Origin of the sequence: Klebsiella sp. CN_Kp113 (genome assembly GCF_040064585.1) — a bacterium.
Classification (GTDB): domain Bacteria; phylum Pseudomonadota; class Gammaproteobacteria; order Enterobacterales; family Enterobacteriaceae; genus Klebsiella; species Klebsiella michiganensis.
On the sequence record NZ_JBEAID010000034.1, the window covers coordinates 35,124 to 57,578 of the forward strand.

The 22,455-nt window shown below is 57.5% G+C and carries 19 protein-coding genes; 9 read left to right on the forward strand and 10 right to left on the reverse strand.

The genetic code is table 11. The features are described from left to right. Positions 1-60: 60 nt before the first annotated feature. The 3 genes from ABLV30_RS22050 to ABLV30_RS22060 all read right to left on the reverse strand — a co-directional run bounded on the left by ABLV30_RS22050 (position 61) and on the right by ABLV30_RS22060 (position 3,362). Positions 61-645 (reverse strand): Slp family lipoprotein, encoded by a 585-nt coding sequence (locus tag ABLV30_RS22050; protein WP_004852007.1) that lies wholly within the window; start codon positions 643-645, stop codon positions 61-63. Between the two features lie 43 nt (positions 646-688). Further along, positions 689-1,384 (reverse strand): tRNA (adenosine(37)-N6)-threonylcarbamoyltransferase complex dimerization subunit type 1 TsaB, encoded by a 696-nt coding sequence (gene tsaB, locus ABLV30_RS22055; RefSeq protein ID WP_004852009.1) that lies wholly within the window; start codon positions 1,382-1,384, stop codon positions 689-691. 67 nt (positions 1,385-1,451) lie between these two features. Continuing rightward, complete coding sequence (locus ABLV30_RS22060; protein ID WP_219558444.1) at positions 1,452-3,362, reverse strand: ATP-dependent DNA helicase; 1,911 nt, start codon at positions 3,360-3,362, stop codon at positions 1,452-1,454. A 132-nt stretch (positions 3,363-3,494) separates the two neighbouring features. On the opposite strand from ABLV30_RS22060, the gene ABLV30_RS22065 reads away from it, so the two are divergent. Continuing rightward, the gene (locus ABLV30_RS22065; RefSeq protein WP_004113724.1) at positions 3,495-3,839 is read left to right on the forward strand and encodes a RidA family protein; all 345 of its coding nucleotides are present in this window, start codon (positions 3,495-3,497) and stop codon (positions 3,837-3,839) included. Between the two features lie 171 nt (positions 3,840-4,010). On the opposite strand, the gene ABLV30_RS22070 is transcribed toward ABLV30_RS22065, so the two are convergent. From ABLV30_RS22070 to ABLV30_RS22090, 5 genes are read right to left on the reverse strand one after another with little or no spacing between them, the layout of a single operon-like run. Beyond that, positions 4,011-5,150 carry an alginate lyase family protein gene (locus ABLV30_RS22070; protein WP_014229808.1) on the reverse strand — a complete coding sequence of 380 codons (1,140 nt, stop codon included), beginning with the start codon at positions 5,148-5,150 and terminating at the stop codon, positions 4,011-4,013. Between the two features lie 7 nt (positions 5,151-5,157). Next, on the reverse strand, positions 5,158-6,252 hold the full coding sequence (ugpC, locus tag ABLV30_RS22075) for a sn-glycerol-3-phosphate ABC transporter ATP-binding protein UgpC (RefSeq protein ID WP_014229809.1): 1,095 nt from the start codon (positions 6,250-6,252) through the stop codon (positions 5,158-5,160). A gap of 10 nt (positions 6,253-6,262) precedes the next feature. After that, entirely contained in the window at positions 6,263-7,102 is an 840-nt protein-coding gene (locus ABLV30_RS22080; RefSeq protein WP_009651976.1) for a carbohydrate ABC transporter permease, read from the reverse strand. Between the two features lie 9 nt (positions 7,103-7,111). Continuing rightward, positions 7,112-8,053: a sugar ABC transporter permease gene (locus ABLV30_RS22085; protein ID WP_025106147.1), complete on the reverse strand. Its 942-nt coding sequence runs from the start codon at positions 8,051-8,053 to the stop codon at positions 7,112-7,114. Positions 8,054-8,064: 11 nt separating this feature from the next. Next, the gene (locus ABLV30_RS22090; RefSeq protein WP_025106146.1) at positions 8,065-9,354 is read right to left on the reverse strand and encodes a sugar ABC transporter substrate-binding protein; all 1,290 of its coding nucleotides are present in this window, start codon (positions 9,352-9,354) and stop codon (positions 8,065-8,067) included. A 526-nt stretch (positions 9,355-9,880) separates the two neighbouring features. On the opposite strand from ABLV30_RS22090, the gene ABLV30_RS22095 reads away from it, so the two are divergent. Further along, the gene (locus tag ABLV30_RS22095) at positions 9,881-11,119 is read left to right on the forward strand and encodes an alginate lyase family protein (RefSeq protein WP_116279946.1); all 1,239 of its coding nucleotides are present in this window, start codon (positions 9,881-9,883) and stop codon (positions 11,117-11,119) included. Continuing rightward, on the forward strand, positions 11,119-13,131 hold the full coding sequence (locus ABLV30_RS22100) for a heparinase II/III family protein (RefSeq protein ID WP_265800155.1): 2,013 nt from the start codon (positions 11,119-11,121) through the stop codon (positions 13,129-13,131). The genes ABLV30_RS22095 and ABLV30_RS22100 overlap by 1 nt, the downstream gene beginning before the upstream one ends. A gap of 14 nt (positions 13,132-13,145) precedes the next feature. Here ABLV30_RS22100 and ABLV30_RS22105 read toward each other — a convergent pair whose 3' ends face one another. Next, positions 13,146-13,325 carry a YoaH family protein gene (locus ABLV30_RS22105; RefSeq protein WP_004103292.1) on the reverse strand — a complete coding sequence of 60 codons (180 nt, stop codon included), beginning with the start codon at positions 13,323-13,325 and terminating at the stop codon, positions 13,146-13,148. Positions 13,326-13,415: 90 nt separating this feature from the next. On the opposite strand from ABLV30_RS22105, the gene pabB reads away from it, so the two are divergent. From pabB to ABLV30_RS22125, 4 genes are all read left to right on the forward strand, one after another. After that, positions 13,416-14,771 (forward strand): aminodeoxychorismate synthase component 1, encoded by a 1,356-nt coding sequence (gene pabB, locus ABLV30_RS22110; RefSeq protein WP_025106143.1) that lies wholly within the window; start codon positions 13,416-13,418, stop codon positions 14,769-14,771. A 3-nt stretch (positions 14,772-14,774) separates the two neighbouring features. Further along, complete coding sequence (locus tag ABLV30_RS22115) at positions 14,775-15,353, forward strand: CoA pyrophosphatase (protein WP_004852034.1); 579 nt, start codon at positions 14,775-14,777, stop codon at positions 15,351-15,353. A gap of 162 nt (positions 15,354-15,515) precedes the next feature. Beyond that, the gene (sdaA, locus tag ABLV30_RS22120) at positions 15,516-16,880 is read left to right on the forward strand and encodes an L-serine ammonia-lyase (protein WP_014229814.1); all 1,365 of its coding nucleotides are present in this window, start codon (positions 15,516-15,518) and stop codon (positions 16,878-16,880) included. A 131-nt stretch (positions 16,881-17,011) separates the two neighbouring features. Further along, the gene (locus ABLV30_RS22125; protein ID WP_046878459.1) at positions 17,012-18,577 is read left to right on the forward strand and encodes an EAL domain-containing protein; all 1,566 of its coding nucleotides are present in this window, start codon (positions 17,012-17,014) and stop codon (positions 18,575-18,577) included. Positions 18,578-18,615: 38 nt separating this feature from the next. On the opposite strand, the gene yoaE is transcribed toward ABLV30_RS22125, so the two are convergent. Beyond that, a complete protein-coding gene (gene yoaE, locus ABLV30_RS22130) occupies positions 18,616-20,175 on the reverse strand; it encodes a CNNM family cation transport protein YoaE (protein ID WP_004852040.1) in 1,560 nt (519 codons plus the stop codon). A 446-nt stretch (positions 20,176-20,621) separates the two neighbouring features. On the opposite strand from yoaE, the gene manX reads away from it, so the two are divergent. After that, complete coding sequence (manX, locus tag ABLV30_RS22135) at positions 20,622-21,590, forward strand: PTS mannose transporter subunit IIAB (RefSeq protein ID WP_004103303.1); 969 nt, start codon at positions 20,622-20,624, stop codon at positions 21,588-21,590. Positions 21,591-21,650: 60 nt separating this feature from the next. Further along, the gene (gene manY, locus ABLV30_RS22140) at positions 21,651-22,451 is read left to right on the forward strand and encodes a PTS mannose transporter subunit IIC (protein WP_004103305.1); all 801 of its coding nucleotides are present in this window, start codon (positions 21,651-21,653) and stop codon (positions 22,449-22,451) included. Positions 22,452-22,455 lie beyond the last annotated feature (4 nt).

The window sequence follows — 22,455 nt, forward strand, 5'->3', positions numbered from 1 at the left end:
CTGAAAACGAAGAAACAGCGGACCAGCCGCTGTTTCTTTTTGCTTACAAAGACTACAAAATCATTCGGTTACAACGTTTCTGACTTCGGCAGGACCGGGGTTATACCAGCCCCAGCCGCCGTACCCGTAGCCCCACGGGCGCGGGCCGAACATCCACGGGTCCATCATCGGCTGCGGCGGCATGACCACCTGCTGGACTACGTTCCAGCGTTTGTAGCCGGTGGCGTTCATCAGCATGAATTTATACGGCGTATTGCCCACTTTACCGTCGACGACGCCGACGATCGGGCCAACCACGGTAACCAGCTGTCCGCGAAAATCCACCGGGTCGATAAATCCGTTCACGTCGGCAAAAATACGCCCGCGCGACGCTTCTCCCAGCTCCGGACGCGCGGCGTCGTCAAGCTGAACGGTGGCAATTTCCAGGCGAGTTTTACCCTGCTGATTCTGCACGCTGACGACCTTACCGCCAAAACGCGCTTCCTGGCCGACATACAGCTGCGGCGCGTTCATCACGCGGACTAAATCCTGCTGCGGCGTCGGGGTGGTGCCCTTAATGGCATCCGGCACCGAAGCGCACCCGCTCAGCGCAGCAACGACTGCTGCCGCGACTAACCAACGCACTACCCTTTTTTGACCCGCCATGACGCGACTCCTTCCTTCTTCTCAGACATATAGTTACTGAGATTCACTCGCGGCCAGGAAGTTTCTTCCACGCCACTTCATTACGTAAATAAACTGGCTCAGCGTGTTCGACGGCCACGGTTTTTCCCGCCGTAAACAGGTGGCAGGCCAGCGGCAGCATATCCTGCGCTTCAGGCAGCTGAATGTCGCCATCGACGAGCGTTAAACCGCAGTCGCGAGCCATATCCGGCCACGCCTGCCAGCCGGTGCCCACGGTGGCCCACTCGCCTTCCAGCCGCTGAAGCCGCTCGCGAACCGCTTCCGGCTTCAGCACCGCCTCGCTCTCTTCGCCGTGCCAGACGCCCTGTTCATCGCGCTGATATTCCGCCCAGTAGACTTCGCCCATCCTGGCGTCGATGGCCGCCAGCACGCGGGTGGCGCCGTTTTTCCGCCACGCGCCCTGCGCCATGGTCGCCAGCGTAGATACGCCGATCATCGGCAGCCCGGCCCCCAGCGCCAGCCCCTGCGCGATACCGATGCCGATACGCACGCCGGTGAAGCTCCCCGGCCCGCGGCCAAAGGCCAGCGCATCAAGCTCGGTCAATAGCGTTCCGCTTTCATTGAGGACATCCTGCACCAGGGGCAGGATACGTTGGGTATGTTCACGGGGGCAGATTTCAAAATGAGCACTGAGGGTGCCATCATTCCACAGCGCCGCGGAGCAGGCCTCCGTGGCGGTATCGATAGCTAAAATTCGCATGGGTTGTCGCGCTCTCGCTCTAGCAGATTGACAAAATGGCGCGCAGCTTACCACATTTTGCGCCGGATTACCTCGCCGGCGGCACCGCAAGAAAACGCACCGCCCGGCGGATATCGCGCGTGCGCGGCGCAGGCGGAAGGCTCGCGAGGAAGACCGCGCCGTAGGGACGCATCACCAGACGGTTGTCGCAGATAACCAGTACCCCGCGATCGTCGATGTCGCGAATCAGGCGCCCCACCCCCTGTTTAAGGGTAATCACCGCGTCCGGTAGCTGGACCTCGTCAAAAGGATCGCCGCCGCGCAGGCGACAATCCTCCATCCGCGCTTTGAGTAGCGGATCGTCCGGCGAGGTGAACGGCAGTTTGTCGATAATCACCAGCGAAAGCGCATCGCCGCGCACGTCCACCCCTTCCCAGAAGCTGCTGGTCGCCACCAGCAGCGCATTTCCGGCGCTGACGAACTGCTGCAAAAGCTGACCTTTGCTGGTTTCTCCCTGCAGGAGCACCGGCAGCGTCATGGTGGCGCGGAACTGTTCCGCCAGATCGCGCATCATGGCGTGCGAGGTGCAGAGCATAAAGCAGCGCCCGTCGTTGGCCTCAATCAGCGGTTTGAGCATCGCCGCCAGATGCCGCGCCGCGCCGGGCTGGTTCGGCAAAGGTAAATTGCGCGGTACGCACAGCAGCGCCTGATGGGCATAATCAAAGGGGCTGGGCAGCAGCAGCGTTTGCGCTTCGCCAATTCCCAGGCGATCGGTAAAGTGGTGCAAATCGTCATTGACCGAGAGCGTCGCCGAGGTAAAAATCCAGCTCCCCGATTTTTGCGCCATCACCTCTTTAAACTTATCCGCCACCGTCAGCGGGGTCAGCGCCAGAGTAAAATTACGCGAAGTGCACTCATACCAGTAGCTAAAGCCGGGCTGGCTGGTCTCTTTGAGCCGCTTCAGGCGGCCGCGGTAGACGGTGGCCCGCTCAAAGGCGGCGTCGAGCAGCGCCGAGCGGCCCAGCGACAGCTTTGCCACGTCGTAACAGAGTTCGAGCGCATCATCAAGCAGCAGCAGCGCGCGCTGAATGTTGTTATCCGCCAGCAGCTCGCGCAGGTTGCCGCGATAGCCGGGTTCCCCCAGCTGCAGGCGAAAATCCTGCGCGCTCTGGGCCAGGCGGTCGGCGCATTTCTGCAGCTGCTGGGTGTCTTTGAGTTCAGTGCGATAAGCAATGGTGATATCTTTCGCCAGGTCCAGCAGCTGGCGGCTGGAGAGCGACTGGCCGAAGTACTGGCTGGCAATGTCCGGTAGCTGATGCGCTTCGTCGAAGATCATCACTTCCGCTTCGGGAATCAGCTCGGCAAATCCGCTCTCTTTGACCACCATATCGGCGAGAAACAGATGGTGGTTGACGACGACCACGTCAGCATCCATCGCCTTTTTCCGCGCCTTCACCACAAAACAGTCTTTATATAACGGGCAGTCGCTGCCGAGGCAGTTATCGTTGGTACTGGTGACCAGCGGCCAGGCCTGGGAATCTTCGGCCACGCTAACGCAGGTGCTGATATCGCCATCGATGGTCTGGTTAGACCACGAGCGCAGCAGAATGACATCGCTGAGGGTTTGCACCGGCAGGTCGCCGCCGGCGAGCGCCTGCTGTTCCAGCCGCTCCAGGCACAGGTAGTTCGAACGCCCTTTCAGCAGGGCCAGCTTACCGGTGTACTTCAGCGCTTTAGCGACAGTGGGTAAATCCCGACTGTAGAGCTGATCCTGTAGCGCTTTCGAGCCGGTGGAGATAATGACTTTCTTATTGGCGCGGAGCGCAGGCGCCAGGTAGGCGTAGGTTTTCCCGGTCCCGGTCCCCGCCTCAACCACCAGCGGACGGGTTTCTTCAATCGCGCTGGCGACGGCGAAAGCCATCTGACGCTGCGGCTCGCGTGGTTTAAATCCCGCAATCGCGCTGGCCAGCTGGCCGTCTGCTGCAAAATCGTCGATCACATTACCCCCTGGTTATTTGGACAGTGATTATGTCAGGGTGGAGTCGTTTTCGCCAGTGCGGGTAGTGACGCAGGTGAAACATTATGGCAGTCTTGCCGCAGCTTAATGAACCGGAACAAAGAGGAAATAAACATGACCATTACGCGTATTGATGCCGAAGCCCGCTGGTCTGATGTGGTGATTCACAACCAGACGCTGTACTACACCGGCGTGCCGTCCAACCTTGATGCCGATGCCTGCGCGCAAACCGCCGATACCCTGGCGCAGATTGACGCCGTGCTGGAGAAACAGGGCAGCAGCAAGTCGCGTATTCTTGATGCGACGATTTTTCTTGCCGACGGCGCAGACTTTGCGGCGATGAACCAGGCCTGGGATGCGTGGGTCGTCGCCGGTCATGCCCCGGTGCGCTGTACGGTGCAGGCGAAGCTGATGAATCCGAAGTACAAAGTCGAGATTAAAATCATCGCCGCCGTGTAAGACAGCCGTGGCCCCGTAGCCCGGGCAAGCGTAGCGCCTCCCGGGAAGAAGCCGCGCCAAAGCCGTTATCCGGCGCATTCCCCGGATAGCGGCGTAAACGCCTTATCCGGGCTACATAGCAGCCAGGCCGATCGGGCACAGCGCCGTCGGGAGGCAAGAAGCATTGTTCTATCAGCCCGGACACCACATCAGCTGTTCCTTCAACTGCAGCGTCTCCTGCGGCACACATTTCAGCGCTTCACGATAGCTGGCAGATTGTTTTGCATAGCCCCGCACTGACTGCAGCAGCACGCGCAGCGCGCTATCCCACACGATTCCCTGCAGGTCGCTGTAGGGCCAGAGATCCGGTTCCCGGATAAACGGCACCAGGTAATCAATCCCCTGCTTCACGCCTCGCCCATCGCGGATGGCGTTCCAGCGATCGAACTCAACGTGTTCGGCGTAGCGGTTGAGCAGCAGATGCGCCTCCAGGTTAAACAGCGAGTAGTGGAACGGAATGGTACGTTCCAGCTCCATCGTCTGCCTGCCGTCCTGGTCAATCTGCGCCGCCATCCGCTGGGTGATCCCCTGCTCGATGATCCGCGCCGCCAGCCCTTTATCGCCGTAAAATAGCGCGTTAACCGTCCGCTGAGCGTCGTACCAGGTGCCGTGGTTGTTGTGCCAGACGTACTCAGAGTGGCCGATGTCGCTGTAGTACATCCAGTGGTTAAAGTCGCGGAACCACTGGTGCAGGCCGATGATATCGTCGGTATCAAGCACGCTCGCCGCGTTAATCAAACCGATGGTGTCCACCACCATCCACATTAAGCGGGTATCGATAAGCCCGGTACCGCGACCGGAAACAATCCCCGGGATCGCCTGGCCATAGTTCAGATGCGGGTTCATCCGCGTTTCCGCATCAAGGAACCAGCAGCGGATCTGCGCAGCCGCCGCCTGCGCGTACTGGCGCTGACCGGTGAAGTACCACGCCAGCCCGAGGGTCAGGCACCGTTCGCACATGCGGATAATGCGCGAGGTATCCGTGTCGTTGTTCTCACACTGCGGATTAATATGCCCGTCGCGGCGAATATAGGGCAGCCCGTTGGGCCGCCGCGGGTTTGGCCACCAGTAGGTCCCCAGGCTGTAGTAATCGTGCGCGTCGCCGCTCGCCGGGCGCAGCTTTTTATGTACCACGCTTTCCGGCGCTTCCCGGCGCAGGATATCCGCCTCCGATACCAGCTTGCTTAGCGCCAGCTGCAGCGGGGAGAAGGGCTGCTTCAGGCCCGCCCGGGCGTTTTCCAGGCAGGTTTCGTCAAGGGTGTACAGCTTCATCGCCACCTTAATTTCCCTCCCGGCAGGCTATGCGCTGGCCGCTTTGCGCATCGAACAGGTGCACGCCGGCGAGCTTAGGCTGCAGCCAGATCTTATCGCCCTCTTTTACGGCCAGACGCTGTTTGAACACCGATGTAAACGCCCCGCCGCCGGTATCGCAGAAGAGCTGCATATCCGAGCCGGTGTTCTCCACCGCCGTCACCTTCGCCGCCAGCGCATCGTCCCGCGCTTCATGAACCACGTTGACCTGTTCGGGGCGAATGGCGTACACCACCTGCTGGCCATCGGTGACCCGTAAACCGGCGGGCAAAGCCAGCAGGGAGCCATCTTTCAGACGCAGGCTGGTGGCGCTACCGTTCAAGACCACGACGCCCGGCAGCTGGTTAATCTCCGGCGAGCCGATAAACCCGGCGACAAACAGATTCGCCGGCCGGTCGTACAGTTCCAGCGGGGTCCCCGCCTGCTCTATTCGCCCGTCGCGCAGCACCACAATCATCTGCCCCATGGTCATGGCTTCAATCTGATCGTGGGTGACGTACACCGAGGTGGTTTTCAGCCGACGATGCAGTTCGCGGATCTCACCGCGTACCTGGGTTCGCAGCTTGGCGTCAAGGTTGGAGAGCGGTTCATCGAACAAGAACACCTGCGGCTTACGCACGATCGCCCGCCCCATCGCCACGCGCTGGCGCTGGCCGCCGGAGAGATCTTTGGGCAGGCGCTCCAGCAGCGGCTCCAGCCCGAGTAGCGCCGCCGCTTCATTCACCTTCTGGCTGATTTCCGCTTTCGGCAGCTTAGCCATCTTCAGGGCAAAGCCCATATTTTCACGCACCGTCATCTGCGGGTAGAGCGCATAGCTCTGGAACACCATCGCAATGTCGCGCAGCTTCGGCTCCACCTCGGTGACGTTACGCTCGTTGATATGTACTTCGCCGCCGGAGATCTCCTCCAGCCCGGCAATCATGCGCAGCAGCGTGGATTTGCCGCAGCCGCTGGGGCCAACGAGGACGCAGAACTCGCCGTCCGGAATCGTCAGCGACACATCTTTAATGACGTGGGCATCCCCGTATGATTTGCGCACGCTATTTAATACAACCGATCCCATCGTTAACCCCTTATCCTTTGACCGCGCCGGACATAATCCCGCGATTGAAATGTTTTTGCAGACCCAGATAGACGATGATGCTGGGCAGCATCGCCAGCAGCGTAATGGCGATAAAAATGTTCGGCGTGATGCTCTCATCGGTACGCAGCGTGCCGAGGATCACCGGAATGGTATTCAGGCTGTCCTGGTTGACCACAATCAGCGGCAGCAGGTACTGATCCCAAATCATAATAAAGCCGAAGGTCACCACCGTGCCGAGCGCCGGTTTTACCAGCGGCAGAATGACGTGGAAGAAAATCTGCCATTCATTCGCGCCGTCAATCCGCGCCGCCTCCTCCAGCTCTTTCGGTATCGCTGACATAAATTCGGTCAGGACAAAGATGGAGAACGCCCAGCCGACGACCGGTAAAATCATTCCGAGATAGCTGTTGTAGAGCGAGGCGTCGATCAGCGGCAGCCGCCAGTTGATAATCATGTACAGCGGAATGGCGATGACCTCTTCCGGCAGCATCATGGTGGACAAAATCACCAGGCTCACCAGCGCTACGCCGCGAAACTTCTTCCGCGCCAGGGCGTACGCCGCCAGCGCGCTGACCGACACCTGCAGAACGGTGCCGAAGAACACCACCAGAATGGAGTTCAGCAGATACTGCCAGACGCCGATATCCATCCACGCGAAGATGAAGTTTTCCAACGAGAACTGATGCGGCCAGGCCAGCAGCTCGCCCGGCTTCACCGGCGCGCCGCTGAATGCCGTGGCGACGATGCCCCAGAACGGCCCGACAAAGACAATCAGCAGCAGCGCATAGATGCACCAGCGCCCTGCTGTATCCCAACGTTTGCTTAACATCGCGGCTCCTTAGTAACGGGCGATACGTTTTTTCAGCGTCAGATGACAGAGGGTTAAGATAACCGTGAAGGTGAACAGCAGGAACGACACCGCCGAAGCGTAGCCATAGTCAAACTGCTCAAAGCCCAGCTTGTAGATGTGGGTCATGACCATTTCCGTGGCGTTAGAAGGCCCCCCTCCGGTGGTGGCGTACACCTCGGCAAACACGCGGAAACCACGAATGAAGGAGAGCATCAGTACCACCGAGAGCGCCGGGATCATGCCGGGCAGCGTGACGTAGCGCAGGCGGTTCCACCAGCTGGCGCCGTCGACGTTCGCCGCATCGTATAAATCGCGGCTGATTCCCGCCAGGCCGGCAATAAAGATCACCATGTTGTAGGGCACCGCTTTCCAGATATGCAGCAGCATGATGACGCCCAGCGCCTGATCGGAGCTGGCAAGAAAGCCCTGATCGGCGACGCCAAACCAGCTGAGGATGTGGTTAACCACGCCGTTGGGCGTCGGGTTAAACAAAATTCGCCACATTTCGGCGACGATCGCCGCGCTGGTAACCGCCGGTAAAAAGATGGCGGTTCGAATAAAGCGCAGATGGCGCGCCGGGCCTTCCAGCAGCATGGCGAGGAAAAACGCCAGGATAGCCGCGGCGAACATCGTTACCACCACGTAAAGCAGGGTATTCACCACCGCCGCGTGCAGCTCTGCGTCGGCAAAAGCGCGGGTGAAGTTATCGAGCCCCACCCACTCGTTGGGCTGATTAAAGTTAACCTTGTAAAAGCTCATCACCAGACCCTGAATCATCGGGATAAACTTAAACCAGCTAAAAATAATCAGCGCAGGCGCTAAAAACAGCCACGGGATCAGCGCCCGCTTACGCTTTGCGCTCAGCCATCCGGTCGAGTCAGGCGAAGCGGCCTGCTTTATCGGCGAGGACTTCGTCTCATGCAGCGTCATAACCTATGTCCTCAGTTAGCCAGCACATTTTGTTTTTTCAGCTCAGCGTTCACCTTGCCGTCGAGCGTCTTCAGCTCGCCGGGAATATCGCTGCCGCAGTCGGCAAAAATCCGGTTAAAACCGTCGGCAACCACCTGGCGCACCGGCGTCCAGTTGGGAATTTGCGGCACGTAGCGTCCCTGTTCATTGTAAAGTCTGGCGAAAGTTTCCCAGCGCGCGTCCTGATACACGGCTTTGACGTCGACGTTCTTATTCACCGGCAGACGCACTACCGGAATATGCTGGCTGCCTTTACCCATGCCGATCTCCTGGCCTTCCGCAGAGATCATAAATTCGATAAATTTTCGCGCCGCCTCTTTCTGTATGCTGCTCTTCATCATAAAGACCGTGGTGCCCTCGGCGAGGGTGGCTTCGCCTTTCGGCCCCGCCACCGGGATCACTTCGAAGTTGTCTTTACCGGGGTCTTTATCGAACAGCGCGATATGGTACGGCCCGCTGAAGAACATGCCGCTTTGCCCGGAGCGGAAGGAGGGAATAACGTCGGCGGTGGTGGCGTTAATCGCGCCCGGCTGGGTGACTTTGTCGCACATCATGGTGCGCATGAAGGTCATCGCCTGAGCCACTTCCGGCGTATTGAGCGAAGCGCTGAATTTTCCGTTCTCTTCTTTAACGAAATCACCACCCGCCTGCCAGATAAAGCTGCTCATAAACCAGCTGGCGTAGCCGCGCGTCGTGGAAGCGGGAACGATAAAGCCGTAGGTATCATTTTTGCCGTTACCATCGGGATCCTGAGTGGTGAAGGCTTTCGCCAGCGTCTGGATATCATCCCAGCTCTTAGGCTGCGGCAGCCCCAGTTTTTCACGCCAGTCTTTACGCACGAAGAGCGCGAAAGTTTGCGCCGAGGTCGGCACGCCGTAGTACTTACCGTCGATATAGCGGGTACTCTTCCATGCCGTCTGGAATAGCTGGTCGCCGCCCGCGATCGCCTGCGGATCAATTTCTTCGGCAATACCCAGCTGGATGAACTGCCCCAGCGACGCCGCATCGTTAAAAATCAAATCGGGTAAGGCGTTGCCCGCCGTGGCGCGCGCCAGCCGCTGTTCAAAGTCGGTGGTGGCGTTGAAATACGCGATTTTGATACCGGTTTTTTCTTCAAATTTTTCCGCCTCCTGTTTGTAGATATTCTTCGAGTCATTGCTGGCGCGGATCCAGACGTTGAGAGTGGTGGCGGCGTAACTTTGACTAACGCCGAGCCCGAGTGCGGTGAGAAGTAACAGTGAACGTAATTTACAGGCAGACATGATGGCATATCCTTTATTGTAGGGCACAAAGGTAATTAAATTCTCAATTAATACACGAAAAAGAATTTGAATATCGCTCAGGCGTTAATACAGCTGGCGCAAGAATTATTTCCATTCATTAGATAGAAATGTATTTCCCAATACAACCGTATAAAAAAGAAATTGCGTTTCAAAAACAAGAAAATTGAGACAGATCACACAGAGAAGTGACAAAAAAAGTGACAAAAAATAAATAATCATATAAATCAATTGATTATAATTTTACTAATTTTGTTAAAAGATTCAAAAAAATAGAGAAAAACGGCAAAAAACGTGATGTACACTGCATTAAAAGCGTCATTATTTATCCAAAACGTTAAACTTGAAGGACATCACAAAAAAAATCACTTTGTCTTTTACACTGCTCGCCATCGAATATTTAAATATATTGTTTTTAATTACACCGCCTGTTTCACGCGTTCTTTAAATACGCGTCAGGTATAATTCTGTTGTTATCTTTTCTCATATTTGCAGAAGGGTTATCACGATGAACTCAATACCTCGCCGAGGTTTGTTAGGCATTGCGCTGTTTTGTTCCGGCCTGACCGCCGCCTCGTATGCCGCCGAGCCGTACACGCTAGACGGAAAGGATTTAGCTTTTAGCCGGCAGCAGATCGCCGCGAAAGATCCGCTATTTGTTCAGGCGCAAGCGGCGCTGCTAAAAAAAGCCGATCTGGCACTCAATCATCCGCTGTTCTCGGTGATGGATAAAACGCTGGTCGCCGCCAGCGGCAATAAGCACGACTACTACAGCTTTCCGCCTTACTGGTGGCCGAATCCCGATACCAAAGATGGGCTTCCTTATATCCGTAAAGATGGGCAAACCAACCCTGACGCCAATAGCGACGCCACCGATAAGAACCGGCTGGTGAAGATGAGTAACGACGTGTCAACGCTGGCGCTGGCGTGGTACTTCTCTCACGACGATCGCTACGCGCAAAAGGCGGCGGCGCAGTTAAAGACCTGGTTCCTCGATCCCAAAACGCGCATGACCCCCAACCTGCAGCATGCCCAGGCCATTCCCGGCATCAATACCGGACGCGGTATCGGCATTATTGATAGCCGCGCGCTGGTTGACGTCGTTGACGCCATCGCCCTGCTGCAATCCTCCGATGCGCTGAGCGAAAACGACGTAAGCGCATTGAAGCAATGGTTTGGTGACTATTATCACTGGATGACCACCAGCCAGAACGGCTTTGAAGAAGAGAACTGGCATAACAATCACGGCAGCTATTTCGATATGCAGGCCGCCGCCTTCGCCCTGTTCAGCGGGAAAATCGACGAGGCGAAGAAGCGCCTGTACATCACCCAGCTGCGGCGTATTGCGGGGCAATTTGATATTGAAGGCCGCCAGATGGCCGAACTGGAGCGCACGCGCCCGTGGCACTACAGCAATTTTAACCTTGAAGCCTACAACCGCCTCGGAAGGCTCGGCGAGAAGGCGGGCGTCGATATCTGGAACTTCACCCTCGACGACCATAGCCTGCGCAAAGGCTATCAGTACATCGCCGGGTTTATTAACAGCGATACGCCGTGGCCCTGGAAGGACCTGGATAAAATGGATGACAAGAAAGCGCTGCGCAATATCGCCACCGCCGCGCACGCCTGGCCGGAAGATCCGCTGTTCCGTGACAAAGCGCAGTGGCTGCGGGCGAAATACCCCGACGATATCACTACGCTCATCGCCCCGCTTTCCGCATCGTCAGAGGTCAGGGATAACCGCTAATGAAACAATTCTCCGGGCTCTGGCCCGACATTGTCGGACGTGCAGCCGCGAATAGCGGACTGCTTGAACGGCTGGTGAAGGATGCTCAGCCGGTATTAGATGCAGCGGTTCGCATTCCGCAGTCAGGGATCGCCAGCTGGAATCTCTACTACTTTTGTCCGCACCACGGCGTGCGCCTGGCGTGGCGGGCGGATACGCCCCACCAGCATGCCTGCCCGGTCGATGGGGAAATATTTAGCGGTGAACCGTGGGATGGCGCATGGTGGCGCGAGATGAATGGCCGTAACGCCAGCGCCTGTCAGCAGCTTGGCCTGTTATGGCGGCTGACCGGCGAAACGGCGTATCGCGATAAAGTTCGCACGCTGCTGATGGGCTACGCGGATGTCTATCCCGGCTATGAGATCCACGGCGATATTCCCAACAACGGACCGGGCAAGATGAACGCCCAGACGCTGTGCGAAGCCAACTGCATTCTGGAAATGGCGCTGGGTTATGACTTCATTCGCGACAGCCTGGCGCCCGGCGAGCAGCGGCACATCAGTGAAAACCTGCTGCGCTGCGCGGCAGCGTTTTTGCGCGACCATCGTAGTCCGCAGATCCATAACCATGAGGTTAAAATCAGCGCGGCGCTTGGCGTACTGGGTTTCATCCTCGAAGATGAGACGCTGCTGGAGTTTGCCGTGAACCAACCATACGGCCTGCGCTGGCAGCTGGAAAATGGCCTGCTGGCGGAGGGGCTATGGTTTGAAGGCTCCATTCACTATCACTACTACGCGCTGCAGGGGTTTCTGGCCTTTGAGAAGCTGGCGCGCGGCACCCGCTGGAGCCTGCTGGACGGCCCGTGGTATCAGGCGATGCTGACGTTCCCGCTGTCGCTGCTGCTGCCGGACGGCACCTTCCCGCGGCTTAATGACTGCCTCGCCGGGCAGGAGAAGCTCAATCATCAGGATCTTTACGAGTTCGCCTGGTTTATCTGGCGTGACCCGCAGTACGCCGCGGTGCTGCAGTTTACCGAAACGACGCCCGACGAGCGTGAAACCTTACTGTGGCGCGAACGCCCCCTGCCGGAAACGCCCCTGCCGCTGATCCCGCAGCAGTCGCTGTTTGCGCCCGGCGCCGGCCTGACGTTATGGCGGCGACCGCAGCAGGCGCTGCTGATTAAGCACAGCCCCTGGGGCGGCGAGCACGACCATTACGACAGGCTGGGGCTGATGCTCTGGCATCGCGACGGCTGGCTGCTCACGGATATGGGCACCACCGGCTACGGTGCGAAAATGCACTATGACTATTACAAAAACAGCGCCACCCATAATACGCTTTCGGTCAATCAGACCAACCAGCCTCCGGCCAATCCGCAGGTGCTAGGCTGGCATATGGATAGCGACTCTCTGTGGCTGGATAGCGAGGTTGACTGGGGAAAGCCGCCGCCGGAGCTCAACAGCCATAGCCGCGTCGAGTGGGACGCGGCGGCCTGGCGAGGCGTGCGCTTTCGCCGTCGCCTACTGTGGCTTGAAGAGGTACTGATCGATCTCTCTACCGTGGAAAATCCGCATCGCCAGCAGCTTGACTGGACACTGCACCTGGCGGCGCGGGCGCTGGACCAGAGCGGTACGCCGCGGCCTTTTTCGCTCAGCGGACCGCTGCGGCACATGGCCAATGCCACCATGACCCCGCTGAACGGCTGCCAGCCGCGCCACTTTGCGCGCGACAAAGACACCGTTGCGCTCTGGCTTTCCGGCGATGGTGAACTCTGGCAAGGGCTGGCGCCCGATAACCCGGCGATTCGCGATCTCAGCTATCTGGTGATGCGCAATCACCTGCCGCAGGCGCGTTTCGTCTGCCTGTGGGATTTCGCTAACCGCGCGCCGCTGACGGAGGTGAATGTGCATCATACGCCAGCCGGTACGCACATTACCTTCTGGCGCGGCGATCGCGTAACGCACGTGACGCTGTACGACGATCCCGGGAAACGACCTGATGCGATCCTTCCGCTCCCGGAAAGCGGCATCTGATCGCAACGGGGGATTTACTCGTCTTCATCCTCAAAGCGCGCCACAATCCGATCCCCGGTATGCGAGGCGCGCAGTTCATCCGCCACTAAAGCAATCGCCTGGCCGCTGCTCATGCCCTGCGACATCAGCTCCTGAATTCGTTCCACTGCTTTTTGCTGCTGCTCGTGGCTCAGCGAAGGTAAACCTGCAAACATGACTGACTCCTGCTACATTGTGGGGCGTAATTATTTCACGCCGTCCGCGCGTATACCAGCGGACGGTAACGATCAGGATTGAAGAAGACGATGTTGTCCCCCGCAATGATTTCCCTGCCCTGGCGTCCGGATGCCGCTGAATACTATTTTAGCCCGTTGAGTTCCCAGCCCTGGGCGATGCTGCTGCATTCCGGTTTTGCCGAACATGCGCATAACCGTTTTGACATCATTGTCGCCCAGCCGCGCGCCACGCTGGTGACTCACGGTCAACTAACCACCCTACGCGAAGGGGAAACCGTCTCAACCTCCGCCGCCGATCCGCTTACGCTGGTGCATCAGCAGCTGGCGCACTGTAACCTGCAGCCGCAGCCTCATCCGCATCTGCCGTTTCTCGGCGGCGCGCTGGGACTGTTCGGCTACGATTTGGGTCGTCGTTTTGAACATCTGCCGGCGCGGGCCGATGCGGATATCGAACTGCCGGATATGGCGGTAGGTATTTATGACTGGGCGTTAATCGTCGATCATCAGCGCCGGGAGGTGTCGTTATTCAGCTATGACGATCCGCAGGCGCGCCTGGCATGGCTGGAAGCACAGACAGCGCCTGTCGCTGCAACCTTTACCCTGACCTCAGCGTGGCGCGCTAATATGAGCCGCGAGGAGTATGGCGAGAAGTTCCGCCAGATTCAGGCTTATCTGCACAGCGGCGACTGCTATCAGGTCAACCTGGCGCAGCGGTTTACGGCGAGCTATCGCGGGGATGAGTGGCAGGCCTTCCGTCAGCTTAACCGCGCCAATCGCGCGCCGTTCAGCGCCTTTATTCGCCTGGATGAAGGGACTGTATTAAGCCTGTCGCCCGAGCGTTTTATTCAGCTCCGGCAAGGCGACATTCAGACCCGGCCCATTAAGGGGACATTACCCAGGCTGACCGACCCTGAGCAGGACGCGCTGCAGGCGCAAAAGCTGGCGAACTCGCCAAAAGACCGCGCCGAAAATCTGATGATCGTCGATTTAATGCGTAACGATATTGGCCGGGTTGCGGTACCCGGTAGCGTTCGCGTTCCTGAGCTGTTTGTGGTGGAGCCCTTCCCCGCCGTGCATCATCTGGTGAGCACCGTCACCGCCAGGCTGCCCGCTCATCTGCACGCCGCCGACCTGCTGCGCGCGGCCTTTCCCGGCGGCTCAATCACCGGCGCGCCGAAGGTCAGAGCGATGGAGATCATCGATGAACTGGAACCGCAGCGGCGCAACGCGTGGTGCGGCAGCATCGGCTATCTCAGCTTCTGCGGCAACATGGATACCAGTATCACTATCCGTACGCTGACGGCCTGGCAGGGACACCTCTACTGCTCCGCCGGCGGCGGAATTGTGGCCGATAGCGAAGAGGCAGCGGAATATCAGGAAACTTTTGATAAAGTTAATCGTATCCTGAATCAACTGGAGAGCTAGAACATGGCGGACAGCGCCCTCGAACTTGACGATTTCCTCTCACGTTTTCAGCTTCTGCGTCCGCAGCCCACGCGCCACGCGCTCAACCAGCGCCAGGCCGCGGTGCTGGTACCGATAGTTCGCCGCCCGCAGCCGGGGCTGCTGCTGACCCAGCGTTCGCCGCTGATGCGCAAGCATGCGGGTCAGGTGGCCTTCCCCGGCGGCGCGGTAGATAACAGCGATGCAACGCTAATCGCCGCCGCGCTGCGTGAAGCGCAGGAAGAGGTGGCGATCCCGCCGGAGTCGGTTGAGGTGATTGGCGTTCTGCCGCCGGTCGATAGCGTGACCGGCTTTCAGGTTACTCCGGTGGTAGGGATTATCCCACCCAATTTGCACTATCACGCCAGCCAGGATGAAGTGGCCGCGGTCTTCGAAATGCCGCTGGCCGAAGCGCTGCGCCTGGGGCGCTACCATCCGCTGGATATCCATCGCCGCGGCAATTCGCATCGCGTCTGGCTCTCCTGGTACCAGCATTATTTTGTCTGGGGAATGACCGCCGGCATTATTCGCGAGCTGGCGCTACAGATAGGCGCCCGTCCTTAGCTATACTCAAACTGAGACGGCGTTCTCAGCATTAGTAAATCCGGGGTTATCCATTAGTTTAATTCATGTGAATAGATAAGCTGATGACCCGGTTCCCTCTTACACTATGCGCAGTGATTACATCGTTGTCGCACCCGCGACAACCCTGTCAGGAGTGTTAGCGTGATTAGTATATTCGACATGTTCAAGGTGGGGATCGGCCCCTCATCTTCCCATACTGTAGGGCCGATGAAGGCCGGTAAACAGTTCGTCGATGACCTGGTCGAAAAGGGATTGCTTAATGAAGTGACGCGCGTGGCGGTTGACGTCTACGGCTCACTGTCATTAACCGGCAAAGGCCACCATACGGATATCGCCATTATTATGGGACTGGCGGGCAATCAGCCCGATACGGTCGATATTGACGCGATACCGGCATTTATCCGCGACGTTGAAACGCGCGGTCGCCTGCTGCTGGCCCAGGGGCAGCATGAAGTCGATTTCCCGCAGAATGACGGCATGCGTTTTCGCAGCGACAACCTGCCGCTGCATGAAAACGGCATGACCATTCATGCCTGGGCTGGCGAGAAAGAAATCTACAGCAAAACCTATTACTCCATCGGCGGCGGTTTTATCGTCGATGAAGAGCATTTCGGCAAAGAGAGCGCCAGCGAACTCGCCGTACCCTATCCGTTTAAATCCGCTCAGGAAATGCTGGGCTACTGCAAAGAGACCGGCATGTCGCTCTCCGGCATGGTGATGCAGAATGAGCTGGCGCTGCACAGCAAAAAAGAGATTGAAGACTATTTTGCCAATATCTGGCAGACCATGCGCGCCTGTATCGATCGCGGAATGAATACCGAAGGCGTTCTGCCCGGCCCGCTGCGCGTGCCTCGTCGCGCCTCGGCGCTGCGGCGGATGCTGGTTGCCAGCGATAAACTCTCCCACGATCCGATGAACGTGGTGGACTGGGTCAACATGTTCGCGCTGGCGGTCAACGAAGAAAACGCCGCCGGTGGCCGCGTGGTGACGGCACCGACGAACGGCGCCTGCGGCATCGTACCGGCGGTGCTGGCTTACTACGACCACTTTATCGAGTCCGTCAGCCCGGATATCTATATTCGTTACTTCCTGGCGTCAGGGGCTATCGGCACGCTGTATAAAATGAACGCGTCCATTTCCGGCGCGGAGGTGGGCTGTCAGGGCGAAGTGGGCGTGGCCTGCTCGATGGCCGCTGCGGGCCTGGCGGAAATCCTTGGCGCCAGCCCCGAGCAGGTCTGCGTGGCGGCGGAAATCGGCATGGAGCACAACCTTGGCCTCACCTGCGACCCGGTGGCCGGCCAGGTACAGGTGCCGTGCATCGAACGTAACGCCATTGCCTCCGTCAAAGCGATCAACGCCAGCCGGATGGCCATGCGCCGCACCAGCGAGCCGCGCGTCTCGCTCGATAAAGTCATTGAGACCATGTACGAGACCGGTAAAGACATGAACGCCAAATACCGGGAAACGTCGCGCGGCGGCCTGGCAATTAAAGTTCAGTGCGACTAATCCGTGTCCTACAGAATGCGCCCCCGGGCGCATTCTTCTTTTTCCACGCTATATTATTATCTGCGCCCACTACACTTGCTCTATAACGGCTGTTACTCTCATTAACACTTTTAGCCGACAGGGCGTCGCGCATGCAGACTGCACAAAAAGTTATCACAACCTACCGCAGGAAACGTATCCTGGTTTGCTTGCTGGTCGCGCTACTGACCCTGACGACAACATTAGTGATACGATTTATTTCGCAGCGTAGCTTAAATCAGCAGCGCGTCCAGCTCAGCACCAATAAAATGGTGGCCGCGATGGATAATATTCTGCGGCCCCTGGCGGCCCAGCACGCCACGCTGCTGCAACTTGTGAACCATCCCTGTCAGGACGTCCACCTCACGTTACGTAAGCTGGCGGCATCGCTGCAAACGGTACGTTCCATCGCGCTGGTCCAGTCTGACCTGCTCTATTGCTCGAGTATTTTTGGCCAACGAAATATTCCGGTTCACCAGTTACAGCCGGCGCTCCCCGCCAATCACGCCCTGCTCACCTTCAGCTACGACGCATCGCTGCTTAAAGGGACGCCGGTGCTTATCCAGTGGTATCCCGCTTCGCTTAGCGGCGCCGACGGCGTGCTGCTGGTGATCAATATCGAGCTGCTGGGCGAGTTAATTTTTAACGCAAAATCGCCATTAATTACCGGAATTGGCCTCAGCATTGGCGATAAAAGCTTTATTAGCGGTTCCGGGTTGATTAAACAGGAATCCTTGCCGGGCGAGCAAATCATCTACCGCCAGTCGTCGACGCAGTTTCCCTTCACCATTAACGTCAGCGGGCCGGGCGCCTCAGCGGTCGCCCTCAATGAGCTACCGGCCGAACTGCCGCTGGCGCTGATAATCAGCCTGTTAATGACCGGCATCGCCTGGCTGGCGACCGCGGGAAGAATGAGCTTTTCCCGGGAAATTAATCTCGGTATTGCCGCCCACGAGTTCACGCTTTGGTGCCAGCCTCTACAGGACTTGCGCACCCGTCAGTGCTGCGGCGTGGAGATACTGCTGCGGTGGAATAATCCACGCAGAGGCGCTATTTCGCCGGAGGTATTTATCCCCATAGCCGAAGGTTATAATCTGATCGTTCCCCTCACCCGCTATGTCATCTCCCAGACGGCCCACAAATTAGCCCTTTTTCCGCAGGACAAACATTTTCACATCAGCATCAACGTCGCCGCCCGCCATTTCGCCAACGGCGAACTGCTGCGCGATCTGCATCACTACTGGTTCAGCGCCCATCCGGTACAGCAGCTGGTGGTGGAGCTCACCGAACGCGACGTACTTCAGGATGGCGACCACCATATGGCCGAGCATCTTCATTTCAAAGGGGTGCAGCTGGCTATCGATGATTTCGGCACCGGCAACAGCTCCCTCTCCTGGCTGGAAAAGCTGCGTCCTGATGTATTGAAGATCGATAAATCCTTCACCAGCGCAATTGGGATTGATAGCGTCAACGCAACGGTGACCGACATGATCATTGCTCTCGCCCATCGGCTGAAGATTGTGACGGTCGCGGAAGGGGTAGAGACCCGGGATCAGGAAGAGTATCTGCGCGGCAACGGCGTCGATTTATTGCAGGGATTTTACTACGCCCGGCCGATGCCGGTAGAGGACTTTCCGCAGTGGCTGGCGGCGGAAAAGCGTCGGGAGCTGAACGCTTAAAAATGCCCGTCGGCCCGAGGGCCGACGGGCATCAGCCGTTACTCTTCTTCGTCGTTATACTGTCGCAGCTTGACGACGCGTACCAGATCGACGCGATAGTCGTTGGCTTCAACAATCGTGAACTGCAGAGGTGATAGCTCAAGCACGTCGCCCGGACGCGGAATATGGCCGTTGACGGCAATCACCAGGCCGGCAACCGTGGCAATATCTTCGTCCTCATCAACCAGATCGTCTACCCCCAACGCCTGCTGCAACGCATGCACGTCGGTTGAACCTTTCACCAGCCAGCCGTCGCCGTCGATGACAATTTCCGGCGTTTCGTCAGCGTCCGGGAACTCGCCGGCAATCGCCTCCAGTACGTCCAGCGGCGTAACCAGCCCCTGTACGACGCCAAACTCGTTAGTCACGATGACAAAGCTACCGCGGGCGCGGCGCAGCACGCCCAGCAGATTGATCGGGTCCAGCGTTTCCGGGACCACAATCGCCGGCGAGGCGGAAGCCAGAGCGGCAACATTGTCACCCGCTTCCAGCGCCACCAGCATCTCTTTCGCCCGCACGATACCGATGATTTCATCCAGCTCGCCGCGGCAGACCGGGAACAGGCTGTGCGGTGAAGAGAGCAGCTGACGGCGAATTTCCTCTTCGCTTTGCTCGGCGTTTACCCAGCTAATTTCCCCGCGCGGGGTCATAATGCTGCGCAACGAACGCTGGGCCAGGGTCAGCACGCCGTTAATCATATAGCGTTCTTCTTCCGCAAACGCGCCTTCGGGGATCGGCACGACGGACGCGCTATCGCTATCATGCGCCGCGGCGCTTTGCTTACGCCCGCCCATCAGACGGAGGATCGCATCGGCAGTGCGCGCGCGCAGAGGCAGGGTCGATTGATGACGAATAAAGTTACGGCGCGCAATCTGGTTAAAAAACTCGATGGTAATCGAGAAGCCAATCGCGGCGTACAGGTAACCTTTCGGTATATGGAAACCAAAACCTTCAGCCACCAGGCTCAGGCCGATCATCAGCAGGAAGCTCAGACAGAGCACTACCACCGTCGGATGCTGGTTGACAAAATTAGTCAACGGCTTCGAAGCCAGCAGCATCACCGCCATCGCGATCACCACCGCCGCCATCATCACCGGCAGGTGGTTAACCATCCCGACCGCGGTAATCACGGCGTCCAGCGAGAACACGGCGTCCAGTACCACGATTTGTAGTACCACCACCCAGAAGCTGGCATAGCCTTTACCATGACCGGAGTCATGCTGGCGGTTCTCCAGCCGTTCATGCAGTTCGGTGGTCGCCTTAAACAGCAGGAATATCCCCCCGAGCAGCATGATCAGGTCGCGTCCGGAAAACGAGAAATCGGCAACGCTGAAAAGCGGTTTCGTCAGGGTCACCATCCACGAAATAACCGACAGCAGACCCAGGCGCATAAACAGCGCCAGCGAGAGGCCGATCAGGCGCGCCTTGTCCCGCTGCTTTGGCGGCAGCTTGTCGGCAAGGATGGCGATAAACACCAGGTTGTCGATACCCAGTACGATTTCAAGGACGACAAGCGTCAGCAAACCGGCCCAAATAGAGGGATCCATTAAGAATTCCATGAGCAGCTCCAGTTAACGACAGGCGTAGTCATCGCTGTGTCATGCACAGACGAGACACTTGTTGCTGGTGAAAAGACGTAGCAGGTGGCGGCGGCAAACGCGTGCCGGAAGGTGAAAAGACGTCGGTGACGGTCCATATAGCGGGCTATGCCCTATACTCCTGAGTAATTAAACGGAACGTAAACATAGCAAAATATAGAGCATAATTGGAAAAAATTTACCTGTCTTTGCAATAGCTAAGACTATTTTTTGCGCTGCAAAATAATTACCAACAGATGCATAATTAGCGGAGCTTCATCACATTAATTATTTTTTCACTGTCTAAAATAATTCGCTGTAGTAATTACTTTATATCTTACACCCTTACTGAATCGATTTTGTTCGCAAGAGTGATTCAGGATGTATCAGAACAGATGATGCATTCACGATTATAAAGGAGGTAGCAAGTGACGATTGCTATTGTAATAGGCACACATGGTTGGGCTGCAGAACAGCTGTTAAAAACGGCAGAAATGCTGCTGGGCGAACAGGAAAACGTTGGCTGGATTGATTTCGTCCCTGGCGAAAACGCAGAAACGTTAATCGAAAAGTACAACGCTCAGCTGGCAAAGCTGGATACAGCAAAAGGCGTGTTATTTCTCGTCGATACATGGGGAGGCAGCCCGTTTAACGCGGCCAGCCGCATTGTCGTCGATAAAGAACATTATGAAGTCATCGCGGGCGTTAATATTCCGATGCTGGTTGAAACGCTGATGGCGCGTGACGACAACCCGTCGTTCGATGAGCTGGTTGCCCTGGCGGTAGAAACCGGTCGCGAAGGCGTTAAGGCGCTGAAAGCGAAGCCGGTGGAAAAGGCCGCCCCTGCTCCGGTTCAGGCGGCTGCCCCGAAAGCGGCTGCGCCATTGAAGCCAATGGGTCCAAACGACTACATGGTTATCGGGCTTGCGCGTATCGATGACCGTTTAATCCACGGCCAGGTCGCCACTCGCTGGACTAAAGAAACCAACGTTTCCCGCATTATCGTCGTCAGCGACGAAGTTGCGGCGGATACCGTACGTAAAACGCTGCTGACTCAGGTTGCTCCTCCGGGCGTTACCGCCCACGTTGTAGACGTCGCGAAAATGATCCGCGTCTATAACAACCCCAAATACGCAGGCGAGCGCATTATGCTGCTGTTCACTAACCCAACGGACGTTGAACGCGTGGTTGAAGGCGGTGTGAAAATCACCAGCGTCAACATCGGCGGCATGGCTTTCCGCCAGGGTAAAACGCAGGTGAACAACGCCATTTCGGTCGATGAGAAAGATATCGAAGCGTTCAAAAAGCTGAATGCCCGCGGTATCGAACTGGAGGCCCGCAAAGTTTCCACCGACCAGAAACTGAAAATGATGGATCTGATCGCCAAGGTGAAATAAGTCACCCCGCGGATCGCAACGCAATTTTCAACTTAAGACTTAATCAACAGGAGAAGTACAATGGAGATTACCTTTCTTCAGATTGTGCTGGTGTTCATCGTCGCGTGTATTGCGGGTATGGAGTCGGTACTTGATGAATTTCAGTTCCACCGTCCTCTGGTGGCCTGTACGCTGATTGGCGCCGTTCTCGGGGATATGAAAACCGGTATTATTATCGGTGGTACCCTGGAAATGATCGCCCTGGGCTGGATGAACATCGGTGCGGCCGTTGCGCCGGATGCCGCCCTTGCTTCTATCATCTCTACCGTTCTGGTTATCGCCGGCCATCAAAGCATCGGTGCCGGTATCGCGCTGGCAATCCCGCTGGCCGCGGCAGGCCAGGTTCTGACCATTATCGTTCGTACCATCACCGTTGCCTTCCAGCACGCGGCGGATAAGGCCGCGGAGAATGGAAACCTGACGGCCATATCCTGGCTGCACGTTTCATCGCTGTTCCTGCAGGCCATGCGTATCGCTATCCCTGCCGTTATCGTGGCGATTTCCGTCGGCACCAGCGAAGTACAGGGTATGCTGAACGCCATTCCAGAAGTGGTTACCGGCGGTCTGAACATCGCGGGCGGCATGATCGTGGTCGTCGGTTACGCGATGGTCATCAACATGATGCGCGCAGGCTACCTGATGCCGTTCTTCTACCTGGGCTTTGTGACCGCCGCGTTCACCGATTTCAACCTGGTTGCTCTGGGTGTAATTGGTACCGTGATGGCGGTGCTCTACATCCAGCTGAGCCCGAAATACAACCGCGTAGCGGGTGCGCCTGTGCAGGCTGCTGGTAATAACGATCTCGACAACGAACTGGACTAACAGG

Coding starts and splice junctions, on each gene's coding strand:
- ABLV30_RS22090 (WP_025106146.1), bottom strand. CDS start 9,354: ATGTCTGCCTGTAAATTACGTTCACTGTTACTTCTCACCGCACTCGGG.
- ABLV30_RS22050 (WP_004852007.1), bottom strand. CDS start 645: ATGGCGGGTCAAAAAAGGGTAGTGCGTTGGTTAGTCGCGGCAGCAGTC.
- ABLV30_RS22105 (WP_004103292.1), bottom strand. CDS start 13,325: ATGTTTGCAGGTTTACCTTCGCTGAGCCACGAGCAGCAGCAAAAAGCA.
- ABLV30_RS22100 (WP_265800155.1), top strand. CDS start 11,119: ATGAAACAATTCTCCGGGCTCTGGCCCGACATTGTCGGACGTGCAGCC.
- ABLV30_RS22065 (WP_004113724.1), top strand. CDS start 3,495: ATGACCATTACGCGTATTGATGCCGAAGCCCGCTGGTCTGATGTGGTG.
- ABLV30_RS22095 (WP_116279946.1), top strand. CDS start 9,881: ATGAACTCAATACCTCGCCGAGGTTTGTTAGGCATTGCGCTGTTTTGT.
- pabB (WP_025106143.1), top strand. CDS start 13,416: ATGTTGTCCCCCGCAATGATTTCCCTGCCCTGGCGTCCGGATGCCGCT.
- ABLV30_RS22070 (WP_014229808.1), bottom strand. CDS start 5,150: ATGAAGCTGTACACCCTTGACGAAACCTGCCTGGAAAACGCCCGGGCG.
- ABLV30_RS22115 (WP_004852034.1), top strand. CDS start 14,775: ATGGCGGACAGCGCCCTCGAACTTGACGATTTCCTCTCACGTTTTCAG.
- ugpC (WP_014229809.1), bottom strand. CDS start 6,252: ATGGGATCGGTTGTATTAAATAGCGTGCGCAAATCATACGGGGATGCC.
- manY (WP_004103305.1), top strand. CDS start 21,651: ATGGAGATTACCTTTCTTCAGATTGTGCTGGTGTTCATCGTCGCGTGT.
- ABLV30_RS22080 (WP_009651976.1), bottom strand. CDS start 7,102: ATGTTAAGCAAACGTTGGGATACAGCAGGGCGCTGGTGCATCTATGCG.
- ABLV30_RS22085 (WP_025106147.1), bottom strand. CDS start 8,053: ATGACGCTGCATGAGACGAAGTCCTCGCCGATAAAGCAGGCCGCTTCG.
- ABLV30_RS22125 (WP_046878459.1), top strand. CDS start 17,012: ATGCAGACTGCACAAAAAGTTATCACAACCTACCGCAGGAAACGTATC.
- yoaE (WP_004852040.1), bottom strand. CDS start 20,175: ATGGAATTCTTAATGGATCCCTCTATTTGGGCCGGTTTGCTGACGCTT.
- tsaB (WP_004852009.1), bottom strand. CDS start 1,384: ATGCGAATTTTAGCTATCGATACCGCCACGGAGGCCTGCTCCGCGGCG.